We start from the raw sequence: 18,556 nt of genomic DNA, 5'->3' as shown, positions 1-18,556 counted from the left end.
TTTAGCAATGATGAAGCTCGACGTAGTGAAAATTTAAAGTGTACCAAGTATAAGAAAAACTATCGCACTCACTAAAAGACGAGGCGAATGCCGAGTTTTTCTAATATTTTAAGGCTTTCACCACTATTGGTGTAAAGCAATTTTTCATTTAGAGAGGAAGATAATTAATGAGAATGGTAGATCTTATCGCCAAAAAAAGAGATGGTAAAGAGTTAACAAAAGAAGAAATAGATTTCATGATCGACGGTTATACGAAAGAGGAAATTCCTGATTATCAAATGTCAGCAATGGCAATGGCATTGTATTTTCAAGGAATGACAACGGACGAAAGAGTTCATCTGACAATGGCAATGGTAGAGTCTGGAGATCAAGTCGATCTGTCGGATATTCATGGTATCAAGGTGGATAAGCACTCCACAGGTGGGGTAGGTGACACGACAACATTAATATTAGCACCATTAGTTGCATCTGTTGGCGTGCCGGTTGCTAAGATGTCAGGAAGAGGACTAGGGCATACAGGCGGTACGATTGACAAATTAGAATCAATAGAAGGATTCCAAGTTGAATTGACTGGAGATCAATTTAATAAGCTAGTGAATGAACAGAATGTTGCTGTCGTTGGACAAAGTGGGAATTTAACTCCTGCTGACAAAAAACTTTACGGATTACGCGATGTAACAGCAACAGTGAATTCGATTCCGTTGATCGCAAGCTCCATCATGAGTAAAAAAATTGCGGCAGGAGCAGATGCAATTGTGTTAGATGTCAAAACAGGTTCAGGTGCTTTCATGGCGGAACTCGAGGATGCTAAAGCATTAGCGAAGGCAATGGTTGACATTGGTAATGGAGCAGGCCGAGAGACGATTGCTGTTATTTCGGATATGAATCAGCCGCTCGGATTTGCAGTAGGAAATGCATTGGAAGTAAAAGAAGCAATTGAAACATTACAAGGTAAAGGTCCAGAAGACTTAGAGGAATTGTGCCTTACATTGGGAAGTCAAATGGTTTATTTAGCGAAAAAGGCTTCTTCCATCGATGAAGCGAGAGAGAAGTTAAAAGATGCCATTCATTCTGGTAAAGCGATCGAGAAATTGAAGACCTTTGTCAGCTCTCAAGGCGGTGATGCTTCGGTTATTGATCATCCAGAGCATCTGCCACAAGCAACATATGTAACAGAAGTAAAAGTAAATACGCCAGGTATTGTACATCACATTTCAGCAGATGAGATAGGTATAGCTGCAAGTATGCTAGGAGCTGGACGTTTAACAAAAGATTCCCAAATTGATCTGGCGGTAGGTGTCGTATTACAAAAGAAATTAGGCGATGAAGTCAAGGCTGGAGATACGTTAGTAACGATTCATAGTAATCAACAGAATGTCAAAGAAGTTGAAGATAAAATTGTGCAGGCCTATCAGATTGCTAACCAAGCGTATAAAAATCAATCACTTATATACGATATAATTAAATAAAGACTAAACTCACCCGTCAGAGGTTGGACATCCAACCTTAGAAACAGTACAATAAGGAGGGACATCATGAAAGCAATTTTGTTAAGTTTACTTGCCGGTGTTATCGTCGGTATCGTATTTAAATTTATCAAATTACCATTACCTGCACCGCCTGTTCTTACTGGTGTTTTGGGGATATTTGGTATTTATTTCGGTGGACAGATTGCAGAATGGGTAAAATCCTTCCTTTAATGATCATGAGAGGAGAATAAAAATTGAAACCTTTTAAACGAGTATTTTTAATTGTATTAGATTCAGTGGGAATTGGTGAAGCTCCTGACGCTGAGCAATTTAATGACAGTGGAGCGGACACATTAGGGCACATAGCAGCCCACATGAATGGATTAAATATGCCAAATATTGGACTATTAGGCTTAAGTAACATCCGAGAAATCAAAGGCATTGAAAAAGCTGCCAAACCGATGGCTCACTATACAAAAATGCAGGAAGCATCTAATGGCAAAGATACGATGACAGGACATTGGGAAATCATGGGCTTACACATTGAACAACCGTTCCAAACATTTCCGGATGGATTTCCGGAAGATTTAATCCAAACACTTGAAGAAAAAACAGGTAGAAAAATTATTGGAAATAAACCGGCATCTGGTACAGAGATTATAGAAGAACTAGGTGAACATCATGTCAAAACGGGAGATCTTATCGTTTATACTTCCGCGGATTCCGTTTTGCAAATTTGTGCGCATGAAGATGTTATTCCATTGGATGAGCTTTATGAAATATGTGAAACAGCTCGAGCTCTAACGATGAACGAAACGTATATGATTGGCAGAGTCATCGCTCGACCTTTTGTTGGGGAAGTTGGTAATTTTGAACGAACTTCTAATCGACATGATTATGCACTGAAACCTTTTGGCAGGACAGTTATGAATGAACTAGCAGATGCATCCTTCGATGTCGTCGCATTAGGTAAGATCTCTGATATTTATGATGGAGAAGGGGTTACATCCTCAATCCGTACAAAAGATAATGACGATGGAATGGAAAAATTCATTCAATCAATGGATGATGAGTTTCACGGTCTTCATTTTCTTAATTTAGTTGACTTTGATGCCAAATATGGACACCGTCGTGATCCGCGAGGCTATGGCGAAGCGTTAGAAGCATTCGATGGACGTTTGCCAGAAATGCTTGCCAAGTTACAAGAAGATGATTTATTCATTATTACCGCAGATCACGGGAATGACCCGGTACACCATGGTACAGATCACACAAGAGAATACGTACCATTGCTCGTCTACCATAACCAAATAGCTGAAGGAAAAGAGCTGCCAATTAGAGAAACATTTGCCGATATTGGTGCTACCATTGCTGATAATTTTGGTGTAACATTACCTGTAAACGGGAAAAGCTTTCTAAAGGACATTAAATAAAGCGAGGTTGAGTCAATGAATCAATTACAAGAAGCTACAACATATTTGCAAAATAAACTTAGTAATAGTCCGACAATTGGTTTAATTCTAGGATCTGGCTTAGGGATGCTGGCAGATGAAATCCAAAATCCGACGAAAATTAAATATCAGGAGATTCCAGGCTTTCCTGTCTCCACAGTAGAAGGACATGCCGGTCAATTAGTGGTTGGTGAATTGCAAGGTGTAGATGTGATTGCCATGCAAGGTCGTTTTCATTATTATGAAGGCTACGGGCTGGATGCTGTGACATTTCCAGTGCGTGTGATGAAAGAACTTGGTATTGAAAAACTGTTGGTAACCAATGCGGCAGGTGGGGTGAATCGTAATCTAGAACCTGGCGACTTAATGCTGATTACAGACCACATTAACAATACTGGACAAAACCCTTTAATCGGTAAAAATGTCGATGAGCACGGTGTTCGTTTTCCAGATATGTCGACGGCTTATGACCGTGAATTACAAGCAATCGCCAGAAAAGTAGCAAAGCAGTTATCGTTTTCGCTTAAAGAAGGCGTGTATGTCTGGAACACTGGTCCTAGTTATGAAACACCAGCTGAAATTAAAATGCTCGATATATTAGGAGGGGACGCTGTTGGGATGTCAACTGTTCCAGAGGTAACGGTAGCGAGACAAGCTGGTATTCGTTGTGTAGGTATCTCCTGTATTTCCAATATGGCTGCAGGAATTTTGGATCAGCCGTTAACGCATGATGAAGTAATCGAGACTACTGAGAAAGTACGGGAATCCTTTTTACAATTTGTCAAACAGCTGATAGAAGACATTGGCTAAAAAATAAAAGGAGGAACCTGAATGGAAGAGAAGTTAATCGAGGAAGCAAAGAAAGCTAGAGAGAAGGCGTATGTGCCGTATTCTAAATTTAAAGTAGGTGCAGCACTTCTAGACGAACAGGGTACGATTTTCCATGGGTGTAATATTGAAAATGCTGCGTATTCTATGTGTAATTGTGGTGAGAGAACAGCATTATTCCATGCTTATGCAACGGGATCCAAAAAATTTAAGATGATGGCCGTTGTGGCAGATACAGACCGTCCAGTTTCACCATGTGGTGCCTGTCGACAAGTTCTTGCTGAGCTTTGTGACCCAGATATGAAAGTTTTACTTACAAATATGCAAGGGGACATCGAAGAGACATCGGTACGCGCTTTACTGCCTGGTGCGTTTATCGCCAATGATATGTCCCGGGTAAAAGGTTAAAAGGAGGAAAACTAAAATGAAATTAGCAAACAAAATTGATCATACTGCTTTAAAGCCGGACACGACCAGAGAGCAAATTGAAACATTGTGTAATGAAGCAAGAGAAAATGGTTTTTATTCTGTCTGTGTGAATCCAACATGGGTGGAGTATGCTTTTGAATTATTAAAAGGCTCAGAAGTAAAAGTATGTACAGTAATTGGATTTCCTTTAGGTGCAACAGCCTCTGCAGTAAAAGCATTTGAAGCAAAATATTCAGTAGAAAAAGGTGCGACAGAGGTTGATATGGTAATCAACGTTGGGGCATTAAAAGATGGCCATCATGATACAGTTAAACAAGATATCGAAGCAGTGGTACAAGCTGCAAGTGAAAAAGCATTAGTAAAAGTTATTATTGAAACTTGTCTGCTAACAGATGAAGAGAAAGAAATGGCTTGTCGACTAGCTATCACAGCAGGTGCAGATTATGTAAAAACATCTACTGGTTTCTCCACAGGTGGAGCGACGAAAGAAGACATTGCCTTAATGAGAAAAACAGTCGGCCCTAATGTCGGCGTCAAAGCCTCTGGAGGAATCCGTGACACCGAAACCGCAGAAGCAATGGTTGCAGCAGGTGCTTCCCGAATTGGAGCAAGCGCCAGTGTTGCGATTGTGAAAGGTGAAGAAAGCGATAGTGATTATTAATAGTAGCAAGGGATACAGTTTAAAAACAAAAACAACTGTATCCCTTTTTTGTATCCCATTATACTAAAAATAAATGGTTCATTACATAATTTTAGCTATCCTATTCCATCCTATCAAGTAGGAAGGAAGTGACGTATGCATTATCAAGCAGGTGACATTGTTTATGTGTTTTATCGCAACCCACATACGCAAAATGTAGCGAATGTGCAAGAAGCAGCCGTTGTAAAGAACCCTGAAGATCCGAATGGTGGTTTGGCAGTATTTCTCTATGAAACCTATTATCCTTTAAGTGAAGAAATGGCTGTATATGGAAGTGCTGAGGAAGCGGAACAAGCCTATCAGTATTATTTCGGAGATGTTTCCGGGGGCGAAATCTGATGGTAAGACCATTTCGTCCTCAACTCGTTTACTTTGAACCGAAAGCTTTGGAATATCCATTAGGTGCCGAATTGAAAGAAAAATTCGAAAAAGAAGATGTAGAAATAAGATATACTACGTCGCATAATCAAGTTCGAAATCTTCCAGGTGAAAACGACTTTCAAAAGTACCGCGTTGCAAAATCCACTTTAGTAGTAGGCATTCGTAAAACATTAAAATTTGATACATCAAAACCTTCTGCAGAATACGCTATCCCATTAGCGACTGGCTGTATGGGGCATTGCCATTATTGTTATTTACAAACGACAATGGGAAGTAAACCATATATACGTACGTATGTAAATGTCGAGGAGATATTAGATGCCGCCACATTATATATGAAGGAGCGAGCACCAGAAGAAACAAGGTTTGAAGCATCTTGTACGTCTGATGTAGTAGGGGTTGATCATCTTACCCATTCCTTAAAACGAACGATTGAATTTTTTGGTAAATCAGAGCTTGGCAAATTACGATTTGTTACAAAGTTTCATCATGTCGACCATCTATTGGATGCGGAACACAATGGAAAGACGAGGTTCCGTTTTAGCATTAACGCAGATTATGTAATTAAGTACTTTGAACCAGGCACTTCTCCATTGGCTAAACGTATAGAAGCAGCAGGGAAAGTAGCACGGGCAGGATATCCATTAGGCTTTATTGTAGCGCCTATTTATTTGCATGAAGGTTGGAAAGAAGGCTATTATCATATGTTTGAACGTCTTGATAAGGAATTGCCTGAAGATGCTAAAAAGAATATAACTTTCGAATTTATCCAACATCGATTTACCAAACCGGCTAAGCGAGTTATTCAAAAAAATTATCCGATGACGAAGCTTGAGCTAGATGAAGGAAAAAGAAGAAATAAGTGGGGAAAATACGGAATGGTCAAATATATTTATCAAAAAGATGAGGAAGAAGAAATTAAGGAACATTTATTTGATTACATGAAGCAATTCTTTCCGAATGCCCAGCTAGAGTATTTTACGTAAGTACTTAGCCATAGAAAGGATGTTCTAAGTGGAATTTGATTGGATTTGGAAGTCAATATTAATTATTGCACTCGGCTCACTGCTTTTACGATTAGCAGGCAGAAAGTCGATTTCCCAGATGACACTGACACAGACGGTGCTAATGATTGCAATAGGTTCTTTACTTATCCAGCCAGTCTCCGGAAAAAATATTTGGGTGACATTTGGTGTCAGTGCCGTATTAATACTTACTTTAATTGTGATGGAATTTATTCAATTAAAATCAGATAAATTTGAAACATTTATTACAGGTAAGTCAGCAATATTAATCGAGAATGGGCAACTAAATGAAAAAAACTTAAAGCGGTACAGGCTTACGGTGGATTTGCTAGAGATGATGCTTCGTCAGCAAAATATCAATAAAATTAGCGATGTAGAGTGGGCTACTATTGAACCGAATGGGAAATTAGGCTGCCTAATGAAACCGGATGCGCAACCTATGACAAAAAAAGATATGAAGATGGTTATGGAAGAAATTAAAAAACTGAATGAAGCTTTTCCGCAGCAACAACCGCCACTAAATCAAAAAAACAGCAAAGAAGACATCTTTAAGGAAGTCGCGGACAAAAAACATCAGACTCCAATACCGAAAAAACTGCAATAAATAAAATGTAGGACCATACCGGTGTGAACGGCAGGTCCTACTCTCTTGTTTAATCATACATAATTGAATTAATGTCATTTTCATCTAAATAATCTTCGTATTTTTCATGTGCTTCATTGACGCCAATATATTTTCCATCTAATCCAGCTAATAAAAAACCTTCAAGCTCTTCGACACTGCCGACCAGTTCTTCTGATTGATAATACATATGCGAATAATCTTTTTCTGTATCGTAAAAGTCAGATACACCGTCTGAAGATCCGTATTGTTCAACATCTTGCCAGGTATCTTCACCATCATACATGGTATAATCCTCGTTTTCTAACTCTTGTTCATCGACATTTGAGTGGAGCAGATCTTCTTCAATTGGTCGATGATTATCGATATGCTGTTCTGCGTGTGTTTTACAGCGTAAAGTTGTAGGCATTGCTGCTAAACGTTCTTGATCAATCGCTCTGTGGCATACTTCACATTTTCCATACGTTTTATTATCGATCGCTTGTAAAGCACGTTCGATATCTGACAGTTCTTGTTTTTCATGTTCATTCAGTGCTATATCTTTTTCTCGCTCATATAATTCAGAGCCTGAATCGGCTGGATGGTTATCATAATTGGACAGTTCAGATGTGGATTCACGCTGAGACTGTTCCAGGTTGAAATGATCAGCAATGTGTTGCTGCAGGACTTGCTTCCTCTGGAATAATTCTTCTTGGCACAGCTGAAGTAGTTCATGATTCATCACTTCAAGCACCTCCTTACGAGCTTAGTATGTCCATAACTCGCCGAATCCACAGATGAGGATTATGGTAAAGGAAGTGAATAATGTGAAAGGGAGGAGAGAAACTACAGTTAAGCTAAAAATCGAAGCCAAAGCCAAACAACCTTCCAGTCCTGATTTTGATTATCTACACGGACAAGACATAGCGAACATAATATTTACAGCTTCCTTTAATACGGATTATGTAAAGTAGAACTGCATTGCAATATGGTAATGTTGACATGTTTTTTCTGCTTAGCAAAGCTCCAGAAATACGCTCCGCGTCCTGTGGGGAACGGCTTCAGCTCGTGCTGATCCCACGGGAGTCTCCGCCTATTTCCTACGCTTAAGGGAAGTTCTACAATGTATGGATTAGCTAATAGCAGTGGTGCTAGCAATATGCATAACTAATATCAAGTCATGACACTGATAGATACCGCTCAAAGTCCTTCCTATTATATACGTTGTAGAACCTAAACAATAGCGTAGGACAACCACGGAGACTCCCGCGGGATCTTTAGCCGTGCCCCGCAGGACGCGGAGTAGTTGGCCGAAGCGGGTATCCAAGCACCCTAAATATTTCAAAATGATCACTAAGCTGTTAGTTTACATAATCCGTATTATAAAAACTTTTCTTATGAAAAAAAGCTAACTTTCTTATTAGAAAGTCAGCTTTTCGATTAGTCCCTTGCTGTTTCAAATTGATCGATTTTGTCTGCATGGGTTAGGGTTACGGCAATTTCATCCCAGCCATTTAGAAGCATTTCGCGTTTATAATCATCTAGATCAAACGATGCTTCGAAGCCTTTATTATCATATACTTTTTTGGCTTCGAGATCTACCGTAAGATGATATTGTGCTGCTTCAGCATTACTGATAAGTGTTTGCACTTCTTCTTCCGTTAATTTGACCGGAAGGATGCCGTTTTTTGTGCAATTGTTGTAAAAAATATCAGCATAGCTAGGTGCTATAATCACTCTAAATCCATAATCTTGTAATGCCCACGGTGCATGCTCACGTGACGAACCACAGCCGAAATTTTCACCAGCGACTAAAATAGACGTTCCTTCGTATTTTGGCTGGTTTAATGAAAAATCTTCGCGTAAGTCACCTTTTGAATCAAATCGCCAATTATAGAAAACGAACTGGCCAAATCCTTGACGAGAAATACGCTTTAAGAATTGTTTTGGAATTATTTGATCTGTATCGACATTTGCTCTGTTTAGAGGAAAGACAAGTCCTTCATGCTTACGAATTGGTTCCATCCATCGTTACCCCCTTTATTTGTTAGCTTGGTGTTGGAACTTCTAAATGACGAACATCAACGAAATGACCTTTGATTGCCGCGGCGGCAGCCATTTCAGGACTGACCAGGTGTGTACGAGCTCCAGTACCTTGACGCCCTTCAAAGTTTCGGTTGGATGTGGATGCACAACGCTCCCCTTCAGGTACCACATCATCATTCATCGCTAGACACATGCTGCATCCAGCATCGCGCCATTCAAAGCCAGCTTCTTTAAAGATAACGTCAATGCCTTCTTCTTCTGCTTGTGTTTTGACGCTGTGAGAGCCTGGTACGACAATGGCACGTACATCAGGATTTACTTGTTGACCTTTCACAATTTCAGATGCTTTTCGTAAATCTGCAAGTCGAGAATTGGTACAAGAACCGATAAAAACATGATCGACTTTGACAGATGAGATTGGTTCGCCACCAGTTAATCCCATATATTCTAATGCGCGTTTGATTTCTTCTTGGTCATTGGCATTTTTACCTTTTTCAACGGTTGGTACGTTGGCGCTGACAGGGATACACATACCAGGATTCGTACCCCAAGTTACTTGAGGTTCGATTTCATCTGCATCGATTTCTACTTGTTCATCGTATACAGCACCATCATCACTAGCTAATGCTTTCCATTCTTCTGCTAGCTTATCAAAGGATTCTCCTTGTGGTACATGACGTTTGCCACGTAGAAATTCAACCGTTGTATCATCTGGACTAATTAATCCGGCACGAGCGCCAGCTTCAATGGACATATTACAAATGGTCATACGACCTTCCATGGAAAGGTCACGGATTGCTTCCCCAGTATATTCCAGTACATATCCAGTACCGAACTTTACACCAAACTTGCCGATGATAGCCAGAATTAAATCCTTTGCAGTAACACCTGTACCCAATTTGCCGTTAACCTTCACGTTCAATGTTTTTGGCTTTTGCTGCCAAATGGATTGAGTAGCTAGCACATGTTCTACTTCACTTGTACCGATACCAAAGGCTAAAGCACCGAAAGCTCCGTGTGTAGATGTGTGACTGTCACCACATACAATGGTTTTCCCAGGTTGTGTCAATCCCAGCTCTGGACCAATAACGTGTACGATACCTTGGTCCGGGTGATGGATATCTGCTAAAGGTACACCGAACTCATCACAGTTGGCTTTTAATGTTTCCATTTGTGTTTTGGACACTTCATCCTTGATGACATTACGATGAATGGTAGGAACGTTGTGATCCATAGTGGCAAATGTACGATCAGGTCGGCGTACTTTTCGGTTGTTCATTCTTAGTCCTTCAAAAGCTTGAGGAGAGGTTACCTCATGGACCAAGTGCAAATCAATATATAAAAGATCTGGTTTACCTGCTTCGTGATGAACGACGTGTTTTTCCCAAATCTTTTCGATTATTGTTTTTGGCTTTCTCATCTTTTTTCACTCCTTACATGCTTTATGTGGTGAGGCTAAAAGAGGGAAGAAGTATAGAGGAGCATTACTTCTTCACGAATTTTAGCTTCATCGGTTAATTGCTTTAACAATTAAATCTGTCATTTCAGATGTATTCACTAAAGCGCCTTGCTCATTTTTTAAATCTGCCGTGTGGTAATTCTGGTTGAGAACAGATTCAACAGCAACTTCAATGGCATCTGCTTCTTGATTCATATCAAAAGAATAACGAAGCATCATAGCTGAAGATAAAATCATGGCAATTGGATTGGCGATTCCCTGACCAGCGATATCTGGTGCGGATCCGTGTGCTGGCTCATATAAACCAACACCATCCTCAGCAAGACTGGCAGAAGGTAACATTCCAAGTGAACCAGTTAGTACAGAAGCTTCATCGCTTAAAATATCTCCAAACATATTTTCTGTTACGATGACGTCAAACTGTGTTGGATTAGTGATCAGCTTCATCGCAGCTGCATCAACTAACACATGGTCAACTGTTACATCCGGATATTCGGCTTTCTTTGCTTCCACAATTTCTCGCCATAATTTACTTGATTCCAACACATTAGCTTTATCAACCGACGTTAAGTGGTTGTTACGTAATGTAGCACTTTGGAATGCTTTATCGATGATTCGTTCCATTTCTTTTTTTGTGTAAGACAGTGTATCGACTACTGCATTACCATTATCGATTCGTTCACTTGGCTGACCAAAATATAGTCCGCCTGTCAGTTCTCTAACGATCAGCAGATCACTGCCTTGAATAATTTCTTCTTTTAAAGGAGAGGCGTGTAATAATTTTGGGAAGCCTTTGACAGGGCGAAGGTTTGCATATAAATCTAGTGCTTTGCGAATTCCCAAAAGACCTCGTTCCGGTCGTAAATCAGACGGGTTATTATCCCACTTAGGCCCGCCGACTGCGCCTAACAAGACTGCATCTGCTTGCTTACAAGCTTCTACTGTTTCATCGGGGAGGGGAGTACCATGCTGATCAATAGCCACTCCTCCAATATCATAGGATGAAAAACGGAATGTTCTGTTATATTTTTTACTGATTGCTTCCAGTACATCTTTGGCAGCGTAAATGACTTCTGCTCCAATACCGTCGCCAGGAAGCAAGACAATGTTATGACTCAATGGATTAAACCTCCTGCTTCAGACTAAATTGCTTTTTTGTTGATAGATAGCACGGTTGACACCGTTTATATAGGCTTGCACGGCAGCTTCGAGAACATCCTGAGCAGAGCCGCGACCACTTACTGTCCGGCCATCAACGGTTAAACTGACATGAACCTCGGCAAGTGCATCACGTCCTTGACCGATCGAGTTTAATTGAAAGTCGGCAAGATGTGTGTCTTCTGCAACTATTTGATCTAACGTATTATACAGAGCCTCCACGCTACCAGAACCTGTACTGGTATTTTCAATGGTTTCACCATCTGGAGTGGAAAGAGAAATAGAAGCGCTTGGCTGATCATTAGAACCGTATTGTACTTGAAAATGTCGTAGCTGATATCGTCTCACATTCGAAGTATCTGTTTGGATATCGGTAAGAATAGAGAATAAATCATCGTCCGTCACTTCTTTTTTTCGATCAGTTAATAATTTAAATGCTTTGAAAGCCTCTTTTAATTTCTCTTCTGGTAAGTCATATCCCAATTGCTTAATTTTATCTGTAAAGGCATGGCGTCCAGAGTGTTTACCTAACACTAAATTGTTAGAATGAACACCGACTAATTCAGGTGTAATGATTTCATAAGTTTCTGCATTTTTTAGTACACCGTCCTGATGAATTCCCGATTCATGGGCAAATGCATTTCGACCGACAACTGCTTTATTACCTGGAACCGTCATACCTGTGAATTTACTAACCATGTCACTAGTACGTTTTGTTTCATTTAATACAATTTGTGTATAATAAGGATAATAATCATTGCGGATTTTTAATGCGACAGCAAATTCTTCCAGTGATGCGTTTCCGGCACGTTCACCAATGCCGTTAATTGTTCCTTCCACTTGTGTGGCTCCGTTTTCTACTGCAGCAAAAGAGTTGGCTAACGCCATTCCTAAATCATCATGACAGTGACAGGATAGATCTACTTTTTCAATATTCGGAACATTTTCTTTTATATATTTAAACATAGCGCCGTATTCACGAGGCATTGTATAACCTACTGTATCTGGCAAGTTAATGACGGTTGCTCCGGCATCGATGACTTTCTCGATAATCTTTGCAAGAAAGGCAAGATCAGAGCGGGAGGCATCTTCAGCAGACCATTCTACATGGTCGAAAAATTGTTTGCCGTATTTCACCATTTCGACGGCTGTTTCAATGACTTCATCTGGTGTTTTCTTTAATTTGTATTCCATATGAATAGGGGAGGTGGCAATAAAAACATGCAATTTAGGATTGGTAGCATTTACTAAAGCGTCGCGACATGCGTCAATATCTGACTTAACAGCACGTGCTAATCCTGCTACGGAAACATTCTTTACCGTGTCAGCAATTTTCTTTACCGCATCGAAATCCCCTTTGGAGGAAGCAGGAAATCCTGCTTCCATGACATCTACTCCAAAGCGTTCTAATTGTTTCGCAAGCTCTAATTTTTCTAGTTGATTCAAATTGACACCTGGTGATTGTTCGCCATCACGCAAAGTGGTGTCAAAAATCTTAATTTGTGTCATTAGAGACCACTTCCTTCTTATTAATTGCCTTTTGCTTAACAAATGGCATTAATTCACGCAGTTCTCTACCTACCTTCTCAATTTGATGTTGGCTTTCAGCAGTTTTAATCGCAGAATAACGTGGACGATTTGCTTGGTTTTCCAAGATCCATCCTTGTGCGAATTTACCTGTTTGGATATCAGAAAGTACATCCTTCATACGTGCTTTCGTATCTTCGTCTACAATTCTTGGACCAGACATGAAATCTCCCCACTCTGCTGTATCGGAAATAGAGTGACGCATGTTTTCAAGGCCACCTTCATAAAGAAGATCCACAATAAGTTTTAATTCGTGTAAACATTCGAAGTAGGCAACTTCTGGTTGATAACCTGCTTCTACTAATGTTTCAAAACCAGCTTTTACAAGTGCGGAGGTACCACCGCAAAGTACAGCTTGCTCACCAAATAGATCTGTTTCTGTTTCTTCCTGGAATGTAGTTTGAAGGATCCCTGCGCGTCCAGCGCCAATCCCTTTTGCGTAAGCAAGTGCAACGTCTGTCGCTTGACCAGTTGCATCCTGGAAGATACCGTATAGTGCGGGTACACCAGCACCTTCTTCATATGTTCTGCGTACTAAGTGTCCAGGACCTTTTGGTGCTACTAAGAATACATCTACATCTGCAGGAGGTACGATTTGATTAAAGTGAATGTTAAAACCGTGAGCGAATACAAGCGCATTTCCTGCTTCTAAGTTTGGCTCAATTGCCTCTTTATAGATAGATGGCTGATACTCATCTGGAAGAAGAATCATGATAACGTCTGCTTCTTGTGATGCTTCTGCAACAGACTTAACGTCAACCCCATCTTCAACTGCTTTATCCCATGAACGACCTTGGCGAAGACCAACTACTACATCAAAACCACTTTCTTTTAAGTTTAATGCGTGGGCATGGCCTTGAGAACCGTAACCGATAATAGCGATTTTTTTAGATTGTAAAACCTCTTCATTAATATTGTTGTTATAAAGTACTTTTGTCATCTTTACTACATCCTCTCAAAATTTGTTTTTTTATATAATAATTTAATTATTATTAGCCTAGTAATGAAGAATAACTACTGCCATCTTGTGTGCTGGGCTGTTGGCCTCTAGCGAATGCGGTGACACCAGTTCTTGCTAATTCTTTAATGCCATATGGACGCAACAGTTCAATAAGTGCTTCGATTTTATCCGGCTTCCCGGTTACTTGGATCGATAAGCTGTCTTTACTTACATCGATAATAGAAGCGCGGAATGGTTCAATAATTCCTTGCACTTCTGCCCGAAGCTGACTGTTGCTGACAATTTTAATGAGTGCCAGTTCCCGGGCAACAATTGCTTTATCAGTAATATCTGATACTTTGATAACATCAATCTGTTTATTCAGCTGTTTTGTCACCTGTTCTAACTTCTGAAAGTCTTCCACATCTACCACAAAAGTCATCTTGCTCATGCCTTCTGTTTCGGTTCTGCCAACGGAAATGCTCTCGATATTAAACTGGCGACGTTGAAGTAAACTGGTTACCCGATTGAGAACACCGCTACGGTTTCTGACAGTTGCTGTAATGATTCGTTTCATGGTTTCACCCCAATCATTTCATTTAATCCTTTGCCAGGTGCAATCATCGGGAATACATTCTCCTGTTGTAAAACACGAGCATCTACAACAACTGGACCTTCATAATCAAATATTTCAGGAATAGCCTTGATGAATTCCTCTTGTGATTTCACCTGCAATCCTTTTACATTATAAGATTCAGCTAGTTTAACAAAATCAGGCTGAATGCTGAAAATGGATTGTGAATATCGTTCGGAATAGAATTTCTCCTGCCATTGTCTAACCATTCCTAAAGCCTGATTATTGACGATGATGACTTTAACTGGTAACCCTTTTTCCTGTAAGATGGACAATTCCTGTAATGTCATTTGGAAACCACCGTCTCCAACAATAGCTACAACCGTTTCATCTGGTTTTGCAAGTTGAGCGCCAATCGCGGCTGGGAAACCAAAGCCCATTGTTCCTAATCCGCCTGATGACACCCATTTGTCTGGTTTGTTGAACGTATAAAATTGAGCCGTCCACATTTGATGCTGTCCTACATCCGTAGTCACAATCGCATTTCCATCGGTTGCTTCATGCACTTGCTTGATAACCCATTGGCCAATCATATCCTGCTCAGGTTTATTAAACCATAATGGATATTTTTCTTTGTTTTCATGAATTCGGACTAGCCAGTCATCATGTTCCGGCTGCTCGATTTCATGTGTTAACAGCCTGATTAGTGCTGCCTTTGCATCGCCGACGATTGGAATATCGGCAGGTACATTCTTGCCAATTTCAGCAGGATCAATATCAATATGGGCAACTGTAGCATTTGGAGCGAAGGAAGATAATTTTCCAGTTAAACGGTCGTCAAATCTTGCCCCGATATTAATTAACAAATCACATTCATACAATGCGGTGTTTGCCGTGTATGTCCCGTGCATTCCGGCCATTCCCATGAATAATGGGTGATTACCAGGGAAAGCACCTAATCCTAACAGGGTAGAAGTGACCGGAATAGAATACTTTTCAGCAAATTCCAGCACTTCTTCAGATGCTTTCGCAAACAAAATACCTGCGCCTGTTAACAGAACAGGTTTTTTCGCATTACTGATTGCTTCTGCTAATTTCTTCGTTTGAAGTGGGTTTGGCTTTGTTGTCGGCTGATAACCCGGTAAATCTAATTCGATGTTCGGAGAGAAACTTTCATCGATAATCTCTCCCGAAATATCTTTTGGCATATCAATCAGTACTGGACCTGGCCGGCCTGTTGTTGCAATATGGAATGCCTCCCGGATAATCCGAGGTAATTCTTTTACATCTCGTACTTGATAATTATGCTTTGTAATAGGTGTCGTTACACCCATCACATCAACTTCCTGAAAGGCATCGGTTCCGATGACACCCTGAGCAACTTGACCAGTAATGATGATCATTGGCAGAGAATCAATCATTGCATCAGCAATCCCGGTAACTAAATTCGTTGCACCAGGTCCTGACGTTGCCACGACAACTCCTGGTTTACCTGAGACCCTGGCATAGCCCTCCGCTGCATGAATTGAACCTTGCTCATGCCGTGCAAGAATTTGGTCAAAGGCTGATTGTGCTTTATACAAAGCATCAAAGATGGGTAATGCAGCCCCGCCAGGATAGCCGAATAAAGTTTCAACACCTTCGTTGATTAACGATTCGACTAGTAGATCAGCACCTGTTCTGGGTTCTTTTGTTTCAGCGGCTGTCTGCTGGTCTTGCTTCTGTGTTCTTTCCATTCCAATCCCTCCTAATTGTACGATTTAATAAAAACCAACTCTTTTATATAATGAGTTATATTTTCTTTATAGATAGAAAAAAGGCCAATCCTTCCTTGCTTATGCTATTGATAATAGCAACAAACAAGGGAGAAAAGGCCTTTCTTTTCACGGTACCACCCTGATTCACAACATTCTCGCGAATATTGTCTCATGAAGCTGATTGTGTCAGCTTCCATTTGATAACAGGTGTTGCGTACACCTGGCTGTGCTTACTAAGACTTACTTTTCGACACAACACTCTGGGATGAGTAATCGGAGAAGGGGGTACTGCCAAGTTTCCACCAGCCTTGGCTCTCTATGAATACCTGATCCAAATCCTTTGTTCCCGTCAACGTTTTTCTATTTATCTTGTTATATTTTATACTATACGATTGATACTATTCTGTCCACAGATTTTTTAAAAATAAGTAATTTTCTGAAATATCTGATTGACGACAATAATACAACCAAAATCCGATTTGGTCAACCGTTTTTCGTGAACTTTCTAATATTTCTAACTTTAGTGTTTTTAGTAGTAAACGATTACAATGTTGTGCTGATTTGGATTGCATCATATGAATAATTTTAAATTATTTTACACTGTCAGCTTCGATTTTGTATAATATGACAATAAGATAGGAGAGAAGGTAATGGCGCAATTATTTATCATTCCCTGTGGCAAAAAAAAGATTTGGGATAGAGAACCTGATATCGGAGCTGTAGAAGCAAAAAATGCATATATTGGTGTGCTTCACCAATTATGCAGGCAATATGTCGATTGTTTTGGAGGAGATTGGGTGATTATTTCGGGAAAACATGGCATGTTATTGCCGAGCGATGTTGTTCCTGGAAATTATGATCTCACTTTTCGGAAGAATGACCCTAATGTAGTCACCGTATCGACATTACAACGTCAGGTTAAACAAAAGCAATTGCAATCATTTAACGAAATTATTGCGTTGACAGGGAAAAAATATCGACCTTTCCTGGAAGAAGTCTTTGACGAAGTGGATCGTATCCAGTACCCATTAAATGGAGCGACAGGAATAGGACATATACAAAAGTGGCTAAAAGATAGTATTGCAACAGGTAAACCCCTTCATGATCTTCATGATCAATAAATTAGGAGATGAGTAGATGAAAGTTTTTGGCGTTAAACACGGAGACCAGCAATTATTCGAACATCCAGTCAAAGAGCCGAATGAAGGACAAGTTCTAGTACGCGTAAAAACAGCTGGATTGAATCATCGCGACTTAAAAATGAAAGAACGAATTGGTTCCCAAGATCAAGCATATATACTTGGTTCAGACGGGGCGGGCGTTGTCGAGACAACCGGAGAAAAGGTATCACGCTTTCAACCTGGGGACGAAGTGGTGTTCAATCCGAGCTTGAACTGGTATGACAAAACGGATGCACCGCCTTCATCTTTCAAAATTCTGGATGGTACATTTGCTGAATATATGTTGATTTCAGAAGATTTTATTGAAGCGAAGCCTTCGCACATGAGCTGGGAAGAGGCTGGTGTCTTTGCATTATCTGCTCTTACAGGATACCGAGCATTATTCACTCAAGGGAATTTGAAAAAAGGGGAGACGTTGTTTATCCCTGGCGCAGGAGGCGGAGTGACCTCTTTTATTATTCAAATGGCCATAGCTAAAGGTGCACGAGTCATTACTACCTCTAGAGATAAAGAAAAATTAGAAAAAGCTAGTCAGTTAGATTATGATAAAGGACTATTAACGAGTGAAGATTGGGTGAGTGCGCTCGAAGATGAACAAATAGATTTAGTAATTGAGAGTATTGGTGGTGCGACGTTTAACAGGTCATTAGAAGTTCTGAAGAAGGGAGGACGTCTGGTCACTTTTGGATCTTCAACAGATGATCAGTTCACGTTTAATCTTCGTCAATTTTTCTATGGACAATATAAAATGATTGGTTCGACAATGGGGAGCAGGGACGAATTTCGTGAATTGCTCCGTTTCTGTGAAGATAATGATTTGAAGCCTATCCTTGACAGAGGATATCGCTTAGAAGATATCGACGAGGCCTTTTCGTATCTTTCTTCGCAGCAGCAGCTTGGTAAAGTCTATATAACGATGTAACTAACAGAAAAGGTTCCGGTCAACTTATCTGATCGGAACCTTTTTTAT

General features: G+C 40.2%; 19 protein-coding genes. 11 read left to right on the top strand and 8 right to left on the bottom strand.

The window, feature by feature from the left end; translation table 11 throughout:
• Positions 1 to 167: 167 nt before the first annotated feature.
• The 9 genes from MUN88_RS18655 (at position 168) to MUN88_RS18615 (ending at position 6,887) form a co-directional block, all read left to right on the top strand.
• Entirely contained in the window at positions 168 to 1,469 is a 1,302-nt protein-coding gene (locus tag MUN88_RS18655; RefSeq protein ID WP_244718006.1) for a pyrimidine-nucleoside phosphorylase, read from the top strand.
• Between the two features lie 66 nt (positions 1,470 to 1,535).
• The gene (locus MUN88_RS18650) at positions 1,536 to 1,700 is read left to right on the top strand and encodes a XapX domain-containing protein (RefSeq protein ID WP_244718004.1); all 165 of its coding nucleotides are present in this window, start codon (positions 1,536 to 1,538) and stop codon (positions 1,698 to 1,700) included.
• A gap of 23 nt (positions 1,701 to 1,723) precedes the next feature.
• Positions 1,724 to 2,902, top strand: a complete 1,179-nt coding sequence (deoB, locus tag MUN88_RS18645) for a phosphopentomutase (RefSeq protein ID WP_244718002.1) — start codon at positions 1,724 to 1,726, stop codon at positions 2,900 to 2,902.
• Between the two features lie 15 nt (positions 2,903 to 2,917).
• Entirely contained in the window at positions 2,918 to 3,730 is an 813-nt protein-coding gene (locus MUN88_RS18640; RefSeq protein ID WP_244717999.1) for a purine-nucleoside phosphorylase, read from the top strand.
• A 21-nt stretch (positions 3,731 to 3,751) separates the two neighbouring features.
• A complete protein-coding gene (locus tag MUN88_RS18635) occupies positions 3,752 to 4,156 on the top strand; it encodes a cytidine deaminase (RefSeq protein WP_244717996.1) in 405 nt (134 codons plus the stop codon).
• A gap of 16 nt (positions 4,157 to 4,172) precedes the next feature.
• Entirely contained in the window at positions 4,173 to 4,838 is a 666-nt protein-coding gene (gene deoC, locus MUN88_RS18630; protein ID WP_244717993.1) for a deoxyribose-phosphate aldolase, read from the top strand.
• Between the two features lie 135 nt (positions 4,839 to 4,973).
• Positions 4,974 to 5,216, top strand: a complete 243-nt coding sequence (locus MUN88_RS18625; protein WP_244717991.1) for a transcriptional regulator SplA domain-containing protein — start codon at positions 4,974 to 4,976, stop codon at positions 5,214 to 5,216.
• Positions 5,216 to 6,244, top strand: a complete 1,029-nt coding sequence (gene splB, locus MUN88_RS18620) for a spore photoproduct lyase (RefSeq protein WP_244717989.1) — start codon at positions 5,216 to 5,218, stop codon at positions 6,242 to 6,244. Before MUN88_RS18625 ends, splB begins: the two co-directional genes overlap by 1 nt.
• Positions 6,245 to 6,272: 28 nt before the next feature.
• A complete protein-coding gene (locus MUN88_RS18615) occupies positions 6,273 to 6,887 on the top strand; it encodes a DUF421 domain-containing protein (RefSeq protein WP_244717987.1) in 615 nt (204 codons plus the stop codon).
• Positions 6,888 to 6,936: 49 nt separating this feature from the next.
• Here the strand turns inward: MUN88_RS18615 and MUN88_RS18610 are convergent, their stop codons facing one another.
• The 8 genes from MUN88_RS18610 to ilvB form a co-directional block, all read right to left on the bottom strand.
• Positions 6,937 to 7,626, bottom strand: coding sequence for a TraR/DksA C4-type zinc finger protein (locus MUN88_RS18610; RefSeq protein WP_244724614.1), 690 nt, complete (start codon positions 7,624 to 7,626; stop codon positions 6,937 to 6,939).
• Between the two features lie 698 nt (positions 7,627 to 8,324).
• The gene (gene leuD, locus MUN88_RS18605) at positions 8,325 to 8,909 is read right to left on the bottom strand and encodes a 3-isopropylmalate dehydratase small subunit (RefSeq protein ID WP_244717985.1); all 585 of its coding nucleotides are present in this window, start codon (positions 8,907 to 8,909) and stop codon (positions 8,325 to 8,327) included.
• Positions 8,910 to 8,931: 22 nt separating this feature from the next.
• Complete coding sequence (leuC, locus tag MUN88_RS18600) at positions 8,932 to 10,350, bottom strand: 3-isopropylmalate dehydratase large subunit (protein WP_244717983.1); 1,419 nt, start codon at positions 10,348 to 10,350, stop codon at positions 8,932 to 8,934.
• 87 nt (positions 10,351 to 10,437) lie between these two features.
• Positions 10,438 to 11,508 carry a 3-isopropylmalate dehydrogenase gene (leuB, locus tag MUN88_RS18595; protein ID WP_244717981.1) on the bottom strand — a complete coding sequence of 357 codons (1,071 nt, stop codon included), beginning with the start codon at positions 11,506 to 11,508 and terminating at the stop codon, positions 10,438 to 10,440.
• Between the two features lie 18 nt (positions 11,509 to 11,526).
• The gene (locus MUN88_RS18590) at positions 11,527 to 13,056 is read right to left on the bottom strand and encodes a 2-isopropylmalate synthase (protein ID WP_244717979.1); all 1,530 of its coding nucleotides are present in this window, start codon (positions 13,054 to 13,056) and stop codon (positions 11,527 to 11,529) included.
• The gene (gene ilvC, locus MUN88_RS18585) at positions 13,043 to 14,074 is read right to left on the bottom strand and encodes a ketol-acid reductoisomerase (protein ID WP_244717977.1); all 1,032 of its coding nucleotides are present in this window, start codon (positions 14,072 to 14,074) and stop codon (positions 13,043 to 13,045) included. The genes MUN88_RS18590 and ilvC overlap by 14 nt, the downstream gene beginning before the upstream one ends.
• Before the next feature lie 52 nt (positions 14,075 to 14,126).
• Entirely contained in the window at positions 14,127 to 14,651 is a 525-nt protein-coding gene (ilvN, locus tag MUN88_RS18580; RefSeq protein WP_244717975.1) for an acetolactate synthase small subunit, read from the bottom strand.
• Entirely contained in the window at positions 14,648 to 16,384 is a 1,737-nt protein-coding gene (ilvB, locus tag MUN88_RS18575) for a biosynthetic-type acetolactate synthase large subunit (protein ID WP_244717973.1), read from the bottom strand. The genes ilvN and ilvB overlap by 4 nt, the downstream gene beginning before the upstream one ends.
• A gap of 671 nt (positions 16,385 to 17,055) precedes the next feature.
• Here ilvB and MUN88_RS18570 point away from each other — a divergent pair.
• Both MUN88_RS18570 and MUN88_RS18565 read left to right on the top strand, forming a co-directional pair.
• On the top strand, positions 17,056 to 17,526 hold the full coding sequence (locus MUN88_RS18570) for a DUF6884 domain-containing protein (protein WP_244717970.1): 471 nt from the start codon (positions 17,056 to 17,058) through the stop codon (positions 17,524 to 17,526).
• A gap of 16 nt (positions 17,527 to 17,542) precedes the next feature.
• Positions 17,543 to 18,508: a zinc-binding dehydrogenase gene (locus MUN88_RS18565; RefSeq protein WP_244717967.1), complete on the top strand. Its 966-nt coding sequence runs from the start codon at positions 17,543 to 17,545 to the stop codon at positions 18,506 to 18,508.
• Positions 18,509 to 18,556 lie beyond the last annotated feature (48 nt).

Source organism: Gracilibacillus caseinilyticus, assembly GCF_022919115.1.
Classification (GTDB): Bacteria; Bacillota; Bacilli; order Bacillales; family Amphibacillaceae; genus Gracilibacillus; species Gracilibacillus caseinilyticus.
Note: the sequence above shows the minus strand (reverse complement) of the source record. Positions and strands in the feature narration are given on the sequence as shown.